The following is a 16,762-nucleotide window of genomic DNA, read 5'->3' as shown; positions in this document are numbered from 1 at the left end:
AAAACGCGCCTTTCGGCGCGTTTTTTAGACGTCATTATCGACCAAACAGGTCGCGTTTTTTCGGCTTAAACGGCTGAGCAATAATCACCAGCACGGCGACCACCAGATAGGCCGCGAAAATACCGACCAGCCACTGTGGCATTTCCAGTGACAAGAACGACCACTGACGCACCGCGCAGTCGCCGGAAGCGACAAATACCTGCGGCAGCCATTTATCGAGCGGCAGCCAGGTCGGGAAGCGTGCGGCAAAGTCGCAGGTCATAAACGGCGACGGGTGCAGCTGAATCATCGTGTGCTCCCAGGCAAGCTGTAAACCACGGATCGCGCTGTAAACCCAAATTACCATAGCGACGTAACGCAGCGGCGTTTTTGGGGCGATGGCACCCACAATACCTGCACCCATGATGCCGAACAGGGCGCAACGTTCATAGATACACATGACGCATGGCTGAAGCAGCATAATATGCTGGAAATACAGCGCAACGAGTTCAAGTGCAAAGGCAGTAAGCGCCATCAACAACCACGCGCCACGGCCTCGTGAGCACTGGTTCAAATATCGCAACATAATCATTTCCCTGGAACATGTTTAAGAGCAGCAGTTTAAACCAAAAAAAGCCTGCCGCCACTGACGTTTAGCAATTATTACGTAAATGAACATTAAATGCCCGGCACTACTGCCGGGCAACTTATGTTAAGGAAGATGTGGGGAAGGGAGCAAACCGATCGCCAGAAGCCAGTCGCTGGTGGGTTGCAGAGCAAACTCAACGCACAGCAGCCCAACCAGCGTCAGCACGATGGTATACGGCAGCGCCATCCAAACCATGCGACCATAAGAAAGTCGTATGAGTGGTGCCAGCGCAGAAGTAAGCAGGAACAGAAACGCCGCCTGGCCGTTCGGCGTGGCGACAGACGGCAGATTAGTGCCTGTGTTAATCGAGACCGCCAGCATCTCATATTGTTTGAGGTCGATAGCGCCAGACTCCAGCGCGGACTTCACTTCGTTGATATAGACGGTTCCAACAAACACGTTATCGGAAATCGACGACAGTAAACCATTGAAGATATAGAACAACGAGCGTTGCGCGTGCGGTGAGGCTTGCAGCACAAAGTCGATGATCGGCGCGAACAGATGCTGGTCGATAATTACTGCGACCACCGCAAAGAAGACGGTCAACAGTGCGGTGAAGGGCAGCGCTTCGGTAAATGCTTTGCCGATGGCATGTTCATCGGTAATGCCGGTGAACGAGGTGGCCAAGATGATAACCGATAAGCCAATTAACCCAACTTCAGCTAGGTGGAAAGCCAGCGCCAGCACCAGCCAGACGCCAATCACCGCCTGAACGTACAGGCGCATGGTGTCCTGACGCGTGCGCTGTTTACGGCTTCGCTCATCAAAATCATGCAGTGTTTTGCGCACGGTCTCCGGAAGCGTGGCCCCGTAACCAAACAGCTTGAATTTTTCTAAAAGCAGGCAGGTGGTTATGCCGCAAATAAACACCGGCACGGTAACCGGAGCCATTCGCATAAAGAACTCGCCAAAGTGCCAGCCGGATGTTTTGGCGATAATCAGGTTCTGCGGTTCGCCCACCATCGTCATTACGCCGCCAAGCGCAGTACCGACGCCCGCGTGCATCATCAGGCTGCGCAGAAATGCGCGGAATTGTTCCAGTACGTCGCGATAGTGTTTATCGATGTGACTATCATCAAGCAGATCGTCATCGTCAGTACGGCTTGACGCCGCACGGTGGTAAATACCATAAAAACCCACTGCGACGCTGATGATCACCGCCACCACCGTCAGCGCATCCAGGAAGGCTGACAAGAACGCAGCCGCCAGGCAAAACGCCAGTGAGAGCAGCATTTTGCTGTGGATGCTCAGCAACAAGCGGGTGAAAATAAATAGCAGCAACTGCTTCATAAAGTAGATGCCGGCGACCATGAATATCAGCAACAGCAGCACTTCAAGATTTGCCGCAATTTCTTCACGCACGTGTTCGGCTGAGGTCATGCCGACAATCACTGCTTCAATCGCCAGTAGCCCGCCGGGGATCAACGGATAGCACTTGAGCGCCATTGCCAGCGTGAAGATAAACTCGATAACCAGCAGCCATCCTGCGATAAAGGGGTTAACGAGAAAGATAATCGGATTAATGACCAGGAATATCAGAAGTAAAAGTTTATACCAGTCCGGGGATTGTCCGAGAAAGTTGCGCCATAACGCGCGCGAGTATGAGATTTCCATGACGAATTGTCTGCCTCGTAGAAGTCATCTTTTATTACAACCAGGGCGGAAACTTTAGCAGAGATTGCGACAAAAAACGTCCTCAAGTGCGGAAAAGGAAAATCAAAAAATGAAACGGCGATCCCTTTTTAATTCGCTTCGTGTGCTATCTGCTGTTGATGCGGTCTGGTATGATGAGTGGATTGCAACGCTGTGTAATGGAAATTCTAACTATGGTCATTAAGGCGCAAAGCCCGGCGGGTTTCGCGGAAGAGTATATTGTTGAAAGCATCTGGAATAACCGTTTTCCACCGGGGTCTATTCTGCCTGCCGAGCGCGAACTTTCTGAACTGATTGGTGTGACCCGTACAACCCTACGTGAAGTGTTGCAACGTCTGGCTCGTGATGGCTGGTTGACTATCCAGCACGGTAAGCCGACGAAAGTTAACAACTTCTGGGAGACGTCCGGTCTTAACATTCTGGAAACGCTGGCGCGCCTCGATCACGAAAGCGTACCGCAACTGCTGGATAATCTGCTTTCCGTACGTACTAACATCGCCACCATTTTTATCCGTACGGCGTTCCGCCAGCATCCTGATAAAGCACTGGAAGTACTGGCTACCGCGCGCGAAGTCGAAGACTACGCTGATGCGTTTGCCGACCTCGATTACAATATTTTCCGCGGGCTGGCGTTTGCCTCCGGCAACCCGATTTATGGCCTGATTCTGAACGGTATGAAAGGGCTCTACACCCGTATCGGCCGTCACTATTTCGCCAATCCGGAAGCGCGTAGTTGCGCGTTGGGCTTCTATCATCGCTTAACGGAAGTGTGCGAGCAGGGCCTGCATGACCAGGTGTATGAAACCGTGCGTCGTTACGGCCACGATAGCGGCGAGATTTGGCACCGGATGCAGAAAAGTATGCCGGGCGGTGTATAAGCATCCATAGAAAAAGCCTCTCAATTGAGAGGCTTTTTTGTATCACAACGCGCTCGGTCTCGGTGGGCAACGTTCAAGTAACTCAACGCTGCCGTCCGCATTTTGCTGCTCAAGATGCACGTCGAAGCCCCACAGACGATGCACGTGCTTGAGCACTTCCCGGCGGCCTTTATCCAACGGCGCGCGGTTGTGCGGCACATAGCGTAACGTCAGCGAACGGTCGCCGCGCAGATCCACATTCCACACCTGAATATTCGGCTCCAGGTTACTGAGATTATATTGCGATGAAAGCTGGGCGCGGATTTCGCGATAGCCGCTTTCATTGTGGATCGCCGAGATCTCCAGATAGTTATTGCGATCGTCATCCAGCACCGTAAACAGGCGGAAATCACGCATCACTTTCGGTGACAGGAACTGGCTGATAAAACTCTCGTCTTTAAAATCGCGCATCGCAAAATGCAGCGTTTCCAGCCAGTCGGAACCCGCCATATCCGGGAACCAGTAGCGGTCTTCTTCCGTCGGCGTCTGGCAGATACGTTTGATGTCCTGGAACATGGCAAAGCCCAGTGCATACGGGTTAATCCCGCTGTACCAAGGGCTGTTATAGGCAGGCTGGAACACCACGTTGGTGTGGCTGTGCAGAAATTCCAGCATAAAGCGCTCGGTCACTTTCCCCTCATCGTACAGATGGTTGAGAATGGTGTAGTGCCAGAACGTGGCCCAGCCTTCGTTCATTACCTGCGTCTGTTTTTGCGGATAAAAATACTGGCTCACCTTACGCACAATACGCATGATTTCGCGCTGCCACGGCTCCAGCAACGGGGCGTTTTTCTCCATAAAGTACAGCAGGTTCTCCTGAGGTTCAGAAGGATATCGGCGCGCAGATTCCACCGTTTTCTCCTCTTCACGCTTCGGCAGAGTGCGCCACAGCATATTCACCTGGCTTTGCAGATACTCTTCGCGACTTTTCTGCCGGGCTTTCTCCTCCTGCAACGAGATTTTTTGCGGACGTTTATAGCGGTCCACGCCGTAGTTCATCAACGCGTGGCAGGAGTCGAGCAGCTTTTCCACTTCATCCACGCCATAACGCTCTTCACACTCGCTAATGTATTTACGGGCGAAAAGCAGGTAATCGACGATGGAGCTGGCGTCTGTCCAGCTGCGGAACAGATAGTTGTTTTTAAAGAAGGAGTTATGCCCATAACAGGCGTGCGCCATCACCAGCGCCTGCATAGTAATGGTGTTCTCCTCCATCAGATACGCGATACAGGGATTGGAGTTAATCACAATTTCATAGGCCAGCCCCTGCTGGCCGTGCTTATAGGCCCGCTCGGTCTCTATAAATTTCTTGCCGAACGACCAGTGGGTGTAGTTAATCGGCATCCCGATGCTGGAGTAAGCATCCATCATCTGCTCAGAGGTAATGACTTCGATTTGATGGGGATAGGTGTCCAGCCGGTAGAGTTTGGCTACCCGGTCTATCTCAACCAGATAGGTTTCCAGCAGGGGAAATGTCCAGTCGGGTCCGTCGCTTAAACGCGTGCTGTCCTTATTCATCGAATCAATCGTTGCCATTAGCGCGCCCTCATTGTTGGCGACTCTCTCTGTCTGGAGAGCCTCTGTAAAAGAATAGAACACCTGGAAAAAACTGTAACAAGCGCCAATTTTTTTCTTCGCGATTTCTTCATTTTGATGACGATATTTTTACAATTACGCAGCATTTTATGCTGGGTAAAATTATTGCTTAGCAGGAGATGTCGATTCTCGCATGCCAGCGCTGGCGGGGGTGTATGTGAACTACGTCACCATAAAAAAAGCCTATGTTGAATAATATTTTCATCTGGGTTATCAATTTGTAATCAGAAGATTGTTCTTTTACTCAATTCGATTCTGGAGTAGCTATGCACGTTGTCATACTGGGAAGTGGCGTAGTCGGCGTGACCAGCGCCTGGTATTTAAGTCAGGCAGGACATCAGGTTACGGTTATCGATCGTGAAGTGGGCCCGGCGATGGAGACCAGCGCCGGCAATGCCGGGCAGATCTCCCCCGGTTACGCTGCGCCCTGGGCGGCACCCGGCGTGCCGCTGAAGGCGATTAAATGGATGTTCCAGCGCCACGCGCCGCTGGCGATCAGCCTCGATGGCACACAGTTCCAGTTGAAATGGATGTGGCAAATGCTGCGCAACTGCGACACGCGGCACTACATGGAGAACAAAGGGCGCATGGTGCGTCTGGCGGAGTACAGCCGCGATTGCCTGAAAGCGCTTCGTGAATCTACCGGGATCGCCTACGAAGGGCGGCAGGGCGGCACGTTGCAGCTTTTCCGCACCGCACAGCAGTATGAAAACGCGATGCGCGATATCGCCGTGCTGGAAGATGCGGGGGTTCCGTATCAACTGCTGGAGTCAGCCCGACTTGCCGAGGTTGAGCCTGCGCTGGCGGGCGTGGCGCACAAACTGACCGGCGGCCTGCGTTTACCGAATGATGAAACCGGCGACTGTCAGCTCTTCACCCAGCGTCTGGCACAGATGGCTGAAAACGCGGGCGTCACTTTCCGCTATAACACGCCGGTCGATGCGCTGCTGCGGGAAGGTGAGCACATCTATGGCGTGAAGTGCGGCGATGAACTGATTAAAGCCGATGCTTACGTGATGGCGTTTGGTTCCTATTCGACCGCTATGCTCAAAGGGCTGGTGGACATTCCGGTATATCCGCTGAAAGGGTATTCCCTCACCATTCCGGTGAAGGAAGAGGCGGGCGCTCCGGTTTCGACTATCCTTGATGAAACCTACAAAATTGCCATAACCCGTTTTGATAATCGTATTCGCGTTGGCGGGATGGCGGAAATTGTCGGCTTCAATACCGAACTGCTGCAACCGCGCCGCGAAACGCTGGAAATGGTGGTGGGCGATTTGTTCCCGCGCGGCGGCTATATTGAACAAGCCACGTTCTGGACCGGCCTGCGACCGATGACGCCCGACGGTACGCCAATCATTGGCAAAACCGCATTCAAAAATCTGTGGCTGAACACAGGCCACGGTACGCTGGGCTGGACCATGTCCTGCGGTTCCGGGCAGTTAATCAGCGATTTAATATCCGGACGTACGCCTGCCATTCCTTATGATGATTTAAGCGTGGCGCGCTATTCGCCGGGCTTTACGCCGTCACGTCCTCAGCATTTACACGGCGCTCATCATTAAGGAGAACGCATGTCTCGTCCTGTAGAAGCCAGCATCGATCTTTCGGCGCTGCGGCAGAACCTGAACGTTGTACGCCGGGCGGCCCCGGGATCACGCGTCTGGTCGGTGGTGAAAGCTGATGCTTACGGGCACGGTTTGAAACGTGTCTGGAGCGCATTACGCGAAACAGACGGTTTCGCGATGCTCAATCTGGAAGATGCCATCCAGCTACGTGAGTGGGGATGGAAAGGGCCAATTCTGCTGCTGGAGGGGTTTTTCCATGCCGATGAGCTGGAATTGTTTGATAAGTATCGCTTAACGACCAGTGTTCACAGCAACTGGCAGATCAAAGCGCTTCAGGACGCGCGGTTAAACGCGCCACTGGATATCTATCTAAAAGTGAACAGTGGCATGAACCGGCTTGGGTTTACGCCGGATCGTGTCAGTACCGTGTGGCAGATCCTGCGTAAAGTGCCGAACGTCGGCGCGATGACGTTGATGTCGCACTTCGCGGAAGCAGAAAAAAGCGAGGGTATCGAACGGCCTATGCTGCGAATCGAACAGGCGGCGGAGGGGCTGGAATGCCCGCGCTCGCTTGCCAATTCGGCGGCAACGCTCTGGCATCCTGAAACGCATTATGACTGGGTACGGCCGGGCATTATTCTCTATGGTGCTTCGCCTTCTGGCCAGTGGCAGGACGTGGCCAATAGCGGTATTAAACCTGTAATGACCCTGAGCAGCCAGATTATCGCCGTGCAAAACCTGAAAGCGGGCGACACGGTGGGCTACGGTAGCCGCTACACCGCCACGCAGGAGCAGCGAATTGGTATTGTTGCCTGTGGATACGCGGATGGTTACCCGCGTATTGCACCGTCGGGTACGCCAGTGATGGTAGACAGCGTGCGTACCACCACGGTGGGGACGGTGTCGATGGATATGCTGGCGGTGGACTTAACGCCGTGCCCCAATGCGGGAATTGGCGCGCCAGTAGAGCTGTGGGGCAACGGCATCAAAATCGATGACGTTGCCGCCTGTGCGGGCACTGTGGGTTATGAGTTAATGTGCGCTCTGGCCCCGCGCGTCCCTGTTGTGACAGTGTAACTTAATGGGTGAGGCGGTTATTCCGCCTCTTCCTCGGCGACTTTAACCCCGACTTTGACCACTTCATTATCGGCTTTCTCGGCGACCGTCCACACCATTCCGGCAAACTCTACCTGATCACCGACCACTGGCGTGGCGCCTAACAACTGTTGCACGATCTCGCCTAGCGACTGCTGTTTATCGCGAAACTCCTCGACGCCATCGAGGCCGTAAATCATCGCCACATCGGCGAATTTGGCGCTGGCTTCGAGAATAAAGTCACCAAAGAAACGTTGATCCAGTGCTACCGGTGGTGACTGGCTGAACAGTTTGCCGAGTGCCGGAATATCGCGCTCGCGGGCAATCACACAAAGAATATCGCCTTCGCGTAACCGCGTACTGCCGTTCGGATGCAGCAGGACGTTATCGCGGAACAGCGCGGCGATGCGCGTATCTTTCGGCATATGCAGGTCACGCAGCGCGGCACCCACGCACCATTTGTCGGCGCTCAACTGATAAATAAGCTGTTCCCACGGGTTTTCCGGGTGGATATCCAGCCCGACGCGCGACACTGGCCAGCCGACAGGCGGCACCACCACTTTGGCGCGTTTCGCCGCCCAGGAGAGCGAGGTGCCCTGAAGCAGCAGCGACACCAGCACCACGAAGAAGGCGACGTTGAAGAACAGGCGTGCGTTATCGAGCCCGGCCATCATCGGGAAAACGGCGAGGATAATCGGCACCGCGCCGCGCAGGCCGACCCAACTGATGAAGATGCGCTCGCGCAGGTTAAACCCGCGAAACGGCAGCAGACCGATAAACACCGATAATGGGCGGGCGAAGAAAATCATCCACAGCGACAGCAACAGGGCGGAAGCGGCAATTGGCAGCAGGTCAGACGGCGTCACCAGCAGACCAAGCACCAGGAACATGCCGATTTGCGCCAACCATGCCAGCCCGTCGAAATTTTGCAGAATACCGAAGCGGTTACGAATAGGCCGATTACCCAGCAGGAAACCGCACAGGTACACGGCGAGGATACCGCTGCCGTCCAGCGAGGTAGTAATCGCAAAAATCATGATCCCGCCGCTGAGGGCCAGCAGCGGATACAGCCCGGTTGGCAGGGTGATGCGGTTAATCATCTGCAACAGCAAATAACCGCCCGCAAGGCCAATCAGAATACCCAGACCAAACTGCTGAATGATATGCACGGCAAACATCCAGCTTAATCCCGTTTCGTGCTGCTGGATCATCTCAATCAGGGTGATGGTCAGAAAGACCGCCATCGGATCGTTGCTGCCGGATTCAATCTCAAGCGTCGAGCCGACACGCTCGTTCAGCCCTTTGCCGCCCAGCAGAGAAAACACCGCCGCCGCATCCGTCGAGCCAACAATCGCGCCAATCAGCAGGCCTTCAATCCAGTTAAGGTTAAACAGCCACGCCGCCGCAATACCCGTCAGCCCCGAAGTGATTAACACGCCTACCGTGGCCAGCGACAGCGCCGGGCCGAGGGCGACGCGAAATGAGCTCGCCTGGGTGCGCATCCCGCCATCCAGCAGGATCACCGCTAACGCGAGGTTACTCACCATATAAGCGAACGGATAATTATCGAAAGGAATGCCGCCGATGCCATCTACGCCTGCGAGCATACCAATGGCGAGGAAGATAACCAGAATCGGGATACCGAGGCGGGAAGAGAATGAACTTAAAAGAATGCTACAGGTTACTAAGACTGAACCCAAAATAAAGAGACTAATGACTGCCGCGGCGTCCAATGTTCACGTACTCCCCGATAACGAACAAGCTAGTTACAAAAAGTTATCATAATTAGCGCGTGAACAGGGGAACAATAAGAGGATTGAATGTTTTTTTATTTTGCAGCGTCGCCCGATAACTCGACCGGGCGACGCTGTAGGTTATGGCGTTAGCGGTTCTCTTTAAGTTCCTGTCGCGCATGGGCCGAACGCAGATACTGCTGAAACTCTTCAATCACGCTGACCGCAGAGATTTCTGTCTTCGTTCCATCCTGTGCTTTACGCATATCCGCATAGACTATCAGCGCAAAGAGTTTGCCCACACCTCGGTTTTCCACGCCGCGCACCTTACGCTTGAGTTTCTTCGGCGGCTGATAGCCTTCCCGCCAGCTCAACACGATGCGCAACGCTTCATGACGTTCCTCAACGTCAAAGCCAGTAATGGCGGTCCACTCAATAGGTTTATCCAGATCGCTACACTCAATGTGCGTTGGCGTGAAGGTATAGAGTGGTGTCTTGCCGGAGCGATACAACATGAAAGTCATCATCGCTAATAACCAGGCCAGGGTAATGAGAAATAGGGAAAAACCGGAGCTGGTTGGCGCGAAAAGAGACAGGAAACCCATCACCATGAGGAACGCAGCACCCGCGCTTTGCAGCAACACTTTTTTCTTGTTATCGCGCCAGATTTCACAGCTTTCCGTTGCCAGTACCGCGTGCGATTCCAGCATCTGCTGGTGCTCTGCATTATACTGGACGGCTTCTTCCGTCAGGGACTGCGACATCGACGCACGCACCTCTTCCAGCCCGCCGAATAACGCGCCCAGAGAGGCGAAGTCGCCCTCGGACACCTGGCGAGTCGCGTGCGCAATCAGGCTGTCGTCAATTTTAACGTCCAGCGCCTCAATACGCGCGCGCGTGACCGGGTGGCTGTCTGTCGGGTGCTGAATCTCATGTTCCAGACACGCCTGCACATCGAAGGTATTTGTTTTGCGCGCTTCGCCGAGCAGGCCGCTAATCCACTCCTGCGGTGCCTGTTGTTTACCTGACATCACCGTGTTGAGATAGTTGCCGACCATTTCTGATAGTGCGGAAATACGCAGCAGCGCACTGGAAAGTGCCTGCGGCGAGCTGGCTCGCGCTCCGGTTTGATCAGCGGCGAACTCACGAATACGGCTCCAGTAGCTGACCGTTTCGTGGAACTTGATCAGGAACCACAGGCCCATATCCAGCGCAGGATGCAACACGATGCGGTCAATCCACGCCACACCGTTTGAGTTATTTGCCATCTGCTGTAGCGTATTTTCAAGGCCCGCATAAACCGGGGCGAAGCGTAAACTGTACTGCGTATCCTGCCCGGTAAAATGGCCCAGTTCGTGACCAATAACCGCCGCCACCTCGTCTTTATTCATCAACGATGAGTAGGTGAGAGGTAAATAAAGGGTATTGCCGGTCAGCAGATCGCCGCTGTTCAGGCGAACGTTATTGGCGGTGACATAAAAGCAGTCAAAGAAGCCGACCACGATGTTATCCGGCATCACCACCTGGCTCTTCTGCGCCAGATCGCGCACCCAGTGCCACAGCTGAGGAGATTGTTCCTCTGAGACCGAGTGGCCGTGAATATGGCTTTCTTCGCGCTTAAAGAAAGCAAAGCAGCGACGGATGGAAAACATGCTTTTCAGCAGCATCCACAATATGGCGCCGATAGCACAAAGAGCCATCACAAATACTTTTCCTGACCCGTGACCGGAATGCGAGAGCGAAACCAACCAGGCCAGTTCGCCGCCCACTAACGAGACAATCCCCAGCCCGTTGCAGATCATGATCAGCAGCAGAAAGATAGGGATAATGCCCCGGCACAGGGTAAAGGTGGCAATCAATTTATTTTGCGAGGTACGCGACGCGACTACGCTCAAATAGCAAATCACCATTGCCAAAAGGCAGATGAGAATGGAGCCGACGCTACAAAGCCCCGCAAAGACGGAGAGACCTGCGCGGAGCGCAGCAGAGGAATTGTGCCCCGAAGGCGTGCCGCCGAGACGCCAGAACTGCCAAAAACTATAAATCAGAATGAATATTGGGATTAAAAATATTCGTCTGAAAGCTTTTATTTCCATATAAAAAGACTCGCATTAAGTGATAGATTTAAAATGGCGGTTCATTTTAAATTGGCCTTAAGGGAGCTTTTGTTATTATTTCTTACGAAGGCTTTAAGATATTTTAATTATATTTAGAAAGGGAATATGTGGGTTTGTGGGATGCTATATATGTTGCAACATCCCACCAATAAGCCTTAACGAAGGACCGGATGCCCGCTGATGGTCAGTGTGGTTGCGTCTGCCGAGTGTACCAGTTTCGCCTGCGCCCCCAGCGGCAGCGTGACGGTGCGCTGCTCGTGGCCGAAATCGAGCCCGCTGATGACCGGAATCGCCAGCCGCGAGCGTAAATAGTCGTACATGGTCTGCAAATCATAACCCGCATCGTAATCATTGGGCGTGGCCCCGGTAAAGCTACCGAGCACGATGGCCTTTTGACGCGGCAGAATACCGGCGTACAACAGTTGCAGCAGCATGCGTTCCACGCGGAAGGGATGTTCGTTGATATCTTCCAGCACCAGAATACCGTCGCGGATTTGCGGCATCCACGGCGTGCCCACCAGCGACGTCAGCATCGCCAGATTTCCGCCCCACAGAGTGCCTTCTTCGCGACACTGCGGCCCGTCGCCCGCCCATTCAAGCGTGAAGCTTTCATTGCGCAGCGCCTGCCAGAAGTGATGCACGGTAAAGTCGTTCAGGGCTTCTGCACCAAAATTCCCCGCCAGCATCGGCCCGCTGAAGGTGATGACGTCACCTTTTGCCAGCAGCCCCATCTGAATGGCAGTGAAATCGCTGTGGCCGCAGATAAGTAGCGGATCCTGCTGCTGGCGCGCGATTAGCGACGGCCAGTCGATGGCATCCAGCAGACGGCTTGCGCCATAGCCGCCGCGCACCGCAAGGACAATCTGATTTTTACCTTTCAGTTCGGCGAGTTGATTGATATCGGCCAGACGCTCGCTCTCGACGCCCGCAAAGCGCTGGCTACGACGGGGAATGACCTGCTGGTGGTTGACCTGATGCCCTGCGCTTATCAGTCTGTCAACGCCCATTTCGGCCGCGGATTGATTGATGCAGTAGCCCGACGGGGCGATCAGATGAAACTGTGACATGGTAATTCCTTGCAGAGAACGAAACGAGTATCATGCCGCCTGAACCCGTTATTGTCATTACTGGCGGCATACTTGAGCTAAAAAGGATAGTTGCGTGAAATTGAGATGGTTTGCTTTTTTAATTGTGTTACTTGCCGGATGCAGTTCAAAACAGGATTACAAAAACCCGCCCTGGGACCCACAGGTGCCGGTAAAACGCGCAATGCAATGGATGCCGATTAGCGAAAAAGCCGGTGCGGCGTGGGGCGTGAGCCCGCGTTTGATCACCGCCATTATTGCCATCGAGTCTGGCGGTAACCCGAATGCCGTCAGCAAATCTAACGCGGTGGGCTTGATGCAACTCAAAGCGTCCACCTCCGGAAAAGATGTCTATCGCCATATGGGCTGGAGCGGTCAACCGTCAACCAGTGAGCTGAAAAACCCGGAGCGTAATATCTCCATGGGGGCGGCTTATCTGAGCATACTGGAACATGGTTCGCTGGCAGGCATTAAAGACCCGGAAGTGATGCAGTACGCACTAATGGTCTCTTACGCCAACGGCGCGGGCGCGCTGTTGCGAACGTTCTCCTCCGATCGTAAAAAAGCGATCAGCAAAATCAACGATCTGGATAAAGATGAGTTCTTCGAACACGTTGTCGAAAACCATCCGGCTCCGCAGGCGCCGCGCTATATCTGGAAAATGCAGAAAGCCATGGATGCGATGTAACTAAACGCGAACCTTATTGGCGCGTTCACGTGCTTCTCGCTCCAGCGAAAAAATGATGCGCTGGAGCGAGCGTTCTGCCGCCGGGTTAACGTTCAGAAAACGCAAACTCAACCGTGGCGTACTCACCGTTTCGTTTTTATGATCGACCACTCTTCGCTCACTGACTGCAATCAACTGCGCATCAAAATGAAATTTTCCCCATGGCCCCATATCCAGCTCCAGTTGGGAAAAACGCATTCCCGGCTGTAAATCGGCTTCCGGCTGACTATCCAGCAGTGCCCCCATTCCTCCCAGCGACAGATCAAAAAGCCGAAAATACATCGGCTGTTTACCGGGCAGTTGGGCTTTACCAAAGTAGGGCGGATGCAACGGGGCGGTGATGCGAAAATATTCACGACGCTGAATAAACCAGAGTGTTGGCGGAACGGGAATGATGAATGCAGAAAGCCCCTGATATTCGCCCGCCTGCAACTGTGTCACTGTGAACTCCATTTTCGCACCGGCGGTTTCGGCGGTGATGGTGACGTTTTCCACCCGCTGTACTGCACGGTTCTCGTACTCCTGACTGCCAAAATCGAGTACCAGCGCAGTTTTGCTCACCTCCAGAAGGCGACTGATAAATTGCCCGCTTCCCCACGAGACGCGTAGCGGAACGTCATCGCGATGGAGATCGCGCAGAATATTCAAAACGGCCAGCGGGTTTTGTTTCAGGAATTGCGAAGGGTATTGATTCATCTGCTATCTCTTCTGGAGGATAAACCGTCTGGTTGTTATCGGTTTACGTTCAGGAAACTTCAGCCTCGGTAAAAAAATTTTTACGCTCGCTTTCTGCGCGGCGTGCGGGCGAGAAGGGCCTGTTCAGGTCAAACATATTCAGTGTATGAATAAAATTTAAGCGCGACGGCGAGATTTTTAAGAGTAATTACCTATACTTGAAACATTAGCGGCGCAGAATGTCGGCGCTTTTTTTGAGGTTTTTTTAATTGGAGGATGGTAAAAATGGGTGTTATTGCCTGGATTATTTTTGGTCTTATTGCGGGTGTTATTGCCAAACTGATTATGCCGGGGAAAGACGGCGGCGGCTTTATTCTGACCTGCCTGCTGGGGATCGTCGGTGCGGTCGTGGGCGGCTGGATTGCCACCACGCTGGGCTTTGGCGATCGCGCGATGGGCTTTGATATGCACAGCTTCCTGGTCGCCGTTGTGGGCGCCATTGTGGTGCTGGGTATCTTCCGCTTCCTGCGCCGCAACAACTAAGCATAATGCTTCAACGGCCCCATTCGGGGCCGTTATTCTTCCTTTCTCTTGATTCCCCACAATTTTTTCAGACACAGTGCATCTGGCTATTGCGCATCAAATAAAAATGAGAATAATTAGCATTCTTTATTCTAATTATTGGTCAGACAAACATTATGCGCTTCGCCAATCGTACGCTCTCGGGAATGATTGCTCTTGCTCTCGCCACACCGGCCTGGGCCGACAACGCAGAAACCACTATGGTCGTTACCGGTTCACAGGGGAGCAGTGAACTGCCCGTCTGGACCAACAGCGCCACCAAATCCGCTGTTGCGGAAAGCAAAACGCCGCAGGTCATCAATACCATCAGCGAGAAAGAAATTAGCCAACGCCACGCCAACTCGGTCAATGAGATCCTGCGCTATGCGCCGGGCGTTTCGACGGAAGTGCGCGGCAGCACCAGCTACATGAGCGAATATAAAATTCGTGGCTTTACCGTCGACAATGAATTTTATAACGGTCTGCAATTGCCCTATAACGTCAACGGCAACACCAAAGCGCGTATTGACCCGCTGCTGATTGAAAACGTGGATATTCTGAAGGGGCCGTCTTCGGTGCTTTATGGCAACGGTTCGCCGGGTGGTCTGGTGAACATTCAGGGGAAAAAGCCGCAAACTGAGCCGCGCACGGAAGTGGGGTTTAACACCGGCACGCGCAACCTGAAAGAGGGGTATCTGGATTCCACCGGGCGTATCCTCGACAGCGACTGGAGCTACCGCCTGCTGGGTAAAGCGCGTGAAGGCGATGACCAGCCGCATACTACGCGTTACGAAGATTACCTGGTTGCGCCGAGCGTTACCTGGCAGCCCGATAACAAAACACGTCTCACGTTTGACGCGCTGGCGCAAAATACGCCGAGCCTGACGCCGTCCAATCCATTACCGCTTTCTTATCTGCGTTCCAGCTACGCCGGGCGTCGCGACTTTGCGGGTGATAAGTGGAGTGGTTTCGAACAGCGTCAGTGGATGGTGGGTTATAGCTTCGAGCATGAGTTCGACAGCGGTTGGGGCATTGCCCAGAAAGCGCGTTACTTTGATATTGATACCCATCAGCGCAGCGCCTATTCCACCGGCAATGCGGGCAGCGCCAACGTCTATGAACTTAACCGCTTTGCCTATACCACCGATGAAGATCTGCACAGCTTTAATATCGATAACCAGGTCAGCAAAACCTTCGCGCTGGGCGACTGGCAGCATCACCTGCTGGCGGGGTTCGATTACCAGAAACTGAATTCGCACTATAACTACCGCTATGCCTCGACCACGCCGGGCATCGATATGCTGCATCCGGATTACTCGCAGATCACCAGCGATAATTTAGGGCTCTATACCGCGCAGAAAAATCGTCTTTCTTACAACCAGAAGGGCTATTACTTCCAGGATCAGGTGGAGTTCGGCGGCCTGAATATTCTTGGTAGCATTCGCTATGATGAGTACCAGTCCGCTACCACAGATTATCTCAATGACCAGCAAAAAGCGTGGATCTCGCAGGATCGCGTGACTAAACGTCTGGGCGCGCTGTATGCCTTTGAAAATGGTCTGTCACCGTTTATCAGCTATTCAGAAGGCTTCCTGCCGGTATCGCCGCGCGGTAACCTGACGGCGCAGGACGTGAAACCGACCACCAGCAAACAGGTGGAAGGCGGCGTGAAATATCTGCTGGCTGATTACGCGACGACCTTTACCGCATCGGTGTTTAATATTCGTCAGAAAAACGTGGTGAGCGCGGACCCAAGCTGGAACTATCGCCAGACGGGGGAGATTGAATCGAAAGGTGCGGAGCTTTCCGTCGTTAGCCGCCCGACGGACAATATCAATCTGATTGCCAACTACGCCTATACGCACGCTATCAATACCGAGGATGAAACTTACGAAGGTAAGCGCCCGACACAGGTGCCGGAAAACGCGTTTAATCTGTGGGGGGATTACACCTTTGACAGCAGCTTATTCAGCGGATTAACCGTGGGCGCGGGAGTACGCTACACCGGGCCGATGGAGATTTCTCCGGCTAATAACGAAGGTAAGCTGGGCGGTACGACGCAGTATGATATGGCGATATCGTACGACATGTCGGCTATCGACAGCAGCCTGAGCGGGCTGATGCTGAAGGCCAGCGCGCAGAACCTGACCAACAAAGAAACCTTCAGTTGCTACGACAGCACCAACTGCTGGATTGGCCGCGACCGCACGGTGCAGGTGGGGGCGAGTTATACGTTTTGATGGTGGGTTTTTTCCCCCTCACCCTAACCCTCTCCCTCAGGGAGAGGGGACCGACCGAGCCGGTTTTGCAGATCTGCGCTGGTTTTCTCCCTCTCTCTTAGGATGAGGGGACCGACCGTGCCAGTATTGCAGACCTGCGCTGGTTTTCGCCCTCTCCCTGAGGGAGA

The 16,762-nt window shown here is 53.7% G+C and carries 13 protein-coding genes; 6 read left to right on the top strand and 7 right to left on the bottom strand.

What is annotated here, in order from left to right:
• Positions 1-34: 34 nt before the first annotated feature.
• Together dsbB and nhaB are read right to left on the bottom strand one after the other, a co-directional pair.
• A complete protein-coding gene (gene dsbB, locus F0Q32_RS08965) occupies positions 35-565 on the bottom strand; it encodes a disulfide bond formation protein DsbB (RefSeq protein ID WP_149462765.1) in 531 nt (176 codons plus the stop codon).
• Between the two features lie 126 nt (positions 566-691).
• Positions 692-2,242: a Na(+)/H(+) antiporter NhaB gene (gene nhaB, locus F0Q32_RS08960; RefSeq protein ID WP_149462764.1), complete on the bottom strand. Its 1,551-nt coding sequence runs from the start codon at positions 2,240-2,242 to the stop codon at positions 692-694.
• 212 nt (positions 2,243-2,454) lie between these two features.
• Here nhaB and fadR point away from each other — a divergent pair, with 212 nt between their 5' ends.
• Positions 2,455-3,159: a fatty acid metabolism transcriptional regulator FadR gene (gene fadR, locus F0Q32_RS08955; RefSeq protein ID WP_149462870.1), complete on the top strand. Its 705-nt coding sequence runs from the start codon at positions 2,455-2,457 to the stop codon at positions 3,157-3,159.
• A 42-nt stretch (positions 3,160-3,201) separates the two neighbouring features.
• Here fadR and F0Q32_RS08950 read toward each other — a convergent pair whose 3' ends face one another.
• Positions 3,202-4,734, bottom strand: coding sequence for a SpoVR family protein (locus F0Q32_RS08950; RefSeq protein WP_149462763.1), 1,533 nt, complete (start codon positions 4,732-4,734; stop codon positions 3,202-3,204).
• A 326-nt stretch (positions 4,735-5,060) separates the two neighbouring features.
• Between F0Q32_RS08950 and F0Q32_RS08945 the strand changes: the two genes are divergently transcribed.
• A complete protein-coding gene (locus F0Q32_RS08945) occupies positions 5,061-6,359 on the top strand; it encodes a D-amino acid dehydrogenase (RefSeq protein ID WP_149462762.1) in 1,299 nt (432 codons plus the stop codon).
• A gap of 9 nt (positions 6,360-6,368) precedes the next feature.
• A complete protein-coding gene (gene dadX / locus F0Q32_RS08940) occupies positions 6,369-7,439 on the top strand; it encodes a catabolic alanine racemase DadX (protein WP_149462761.1) in 1,071 nt (356 codons plus the stop codon).
• Between the two features lie 17 nt (positions 7,440-7,456).
• Here the strand turns inward: dadX and F0Q32_RS08935 are convergent, their stop codons facing one another.
• From F0Q32_RS08935 to ldcA, 3 genes are all read right to left on the bottom strand, one after another.
• Positions 7,457-9,190 (bottom strand): potassium/proton antiporter, encoded by a 1,734-nt coding sequence (locus F0Q32_RS08935; protein ID WP_015964099.1) that lies wholly within the window; start codon positions 9,188-9,190, stop codon positions 7,457-7,459.
• Between the two features lie 149 nt (positions 9,191-9,339).
• Positions 9,340-11,085, bottom strand: coding sequence for a M48 family metallopeptidase (locus tag F0Q32_RS08930; protein WP_188016843.1), 1,746 nt, complete (start codon positions 11,083-11,085; stop codon positions 9,340-9,342).
• Between the two features lie 377 nt (positions 11,086-11,462).
• Positions 11,463-12,374, bottom strand: coding sequence for a muramoyltetrapeptide carboxypeptidase (gene ldcA, locus F0Q32_RS08925; RefSeq protein WP_149462759.1), 912 nt, complete (start codon positions 12,372-12,374; stop codon positions 11,463-11,465).
• 94 nt (positions 12,375-12,468) lie between these two features.
• On the opposite strand from ldcA, the gene emtA reads away from it, so the two are divergent.
• The gene (gene emtA, locus F0Q32_RS08920; protein WP_149462758.1) at positions 12,469-13,080 is read left to right on the top strand and encodes a membrane-bound lytic murein transglycosylase EmtA; all 612 of its coding nucleotides are present in this window, start codon (positions 12,469-12,471) and stop codon (positions 13,078-13,080) included.
• Here emtA and F0Q32_RS08915 read toward each other — a convergent pair whose 3' ends face one another.
• Positions 13,081-13,815, bottom strand: a complete 735-nt coding sequence (locus F0Q32_RS08915) for a flagellar brake protein (RefSeq protein WP_149462757.1) — start codon at positions 13,813-13,815, stop codon at positions 13,081-13,083.
• 264 nt (positions 13,816-14,079) lie between these two features.
• Here F0Q32_RS08915 and F0Q32_RS08910 point away from each other — a divergent pair, with 264 nt between their 5' ends.
• Together F0Q32_RS08910 and F0Q32_RS08905 are read left to right on the top strand one after the other, a co-directional pair.
• Positions 14,080-14,337 carry a GlsB/YeaQ/YmgE family stress response membrane protein gene (locus F0Q32_RS08910; protein WP_015964103.1) on the top strand — a complete coding sequence of 86 codons (258 nt, stop codon included), beginning with the start codon at positions 14,080-14,082 and terminating at the stop codon, positions 14,335-14,337.
• A gap of 155 nt (positions 14,338-14,492) precedes the next feature.
• Positions 14,493-16,595: a TonB-dependent siderophore receptor gene (locus F0Q32_RS08905; RefSeq protein WP_149462756.1), complete on the top strand. Its 2,103-nt coding sequence runs from the start codon at positions 14,493-14,495 to the stop codon at positions 16,593-16,595.
• Positions 16,596-16,762: the final 167 nt, after the last annotated feature.

It is taken from the genome of Pseudocitrobacter sp. 73 (assembly GCF_008369545.1).
Lineage (GTDB): Bacteria > Pseudomonadota > Gammaproteobacteria > Enterobacterales > Enterobacteriaceae > Pseudocitrobacter > Pseudocitrobacter vendiensis.
This window is presented reverse-complemented; position numbering and strand designations above follow the sequence as displayed.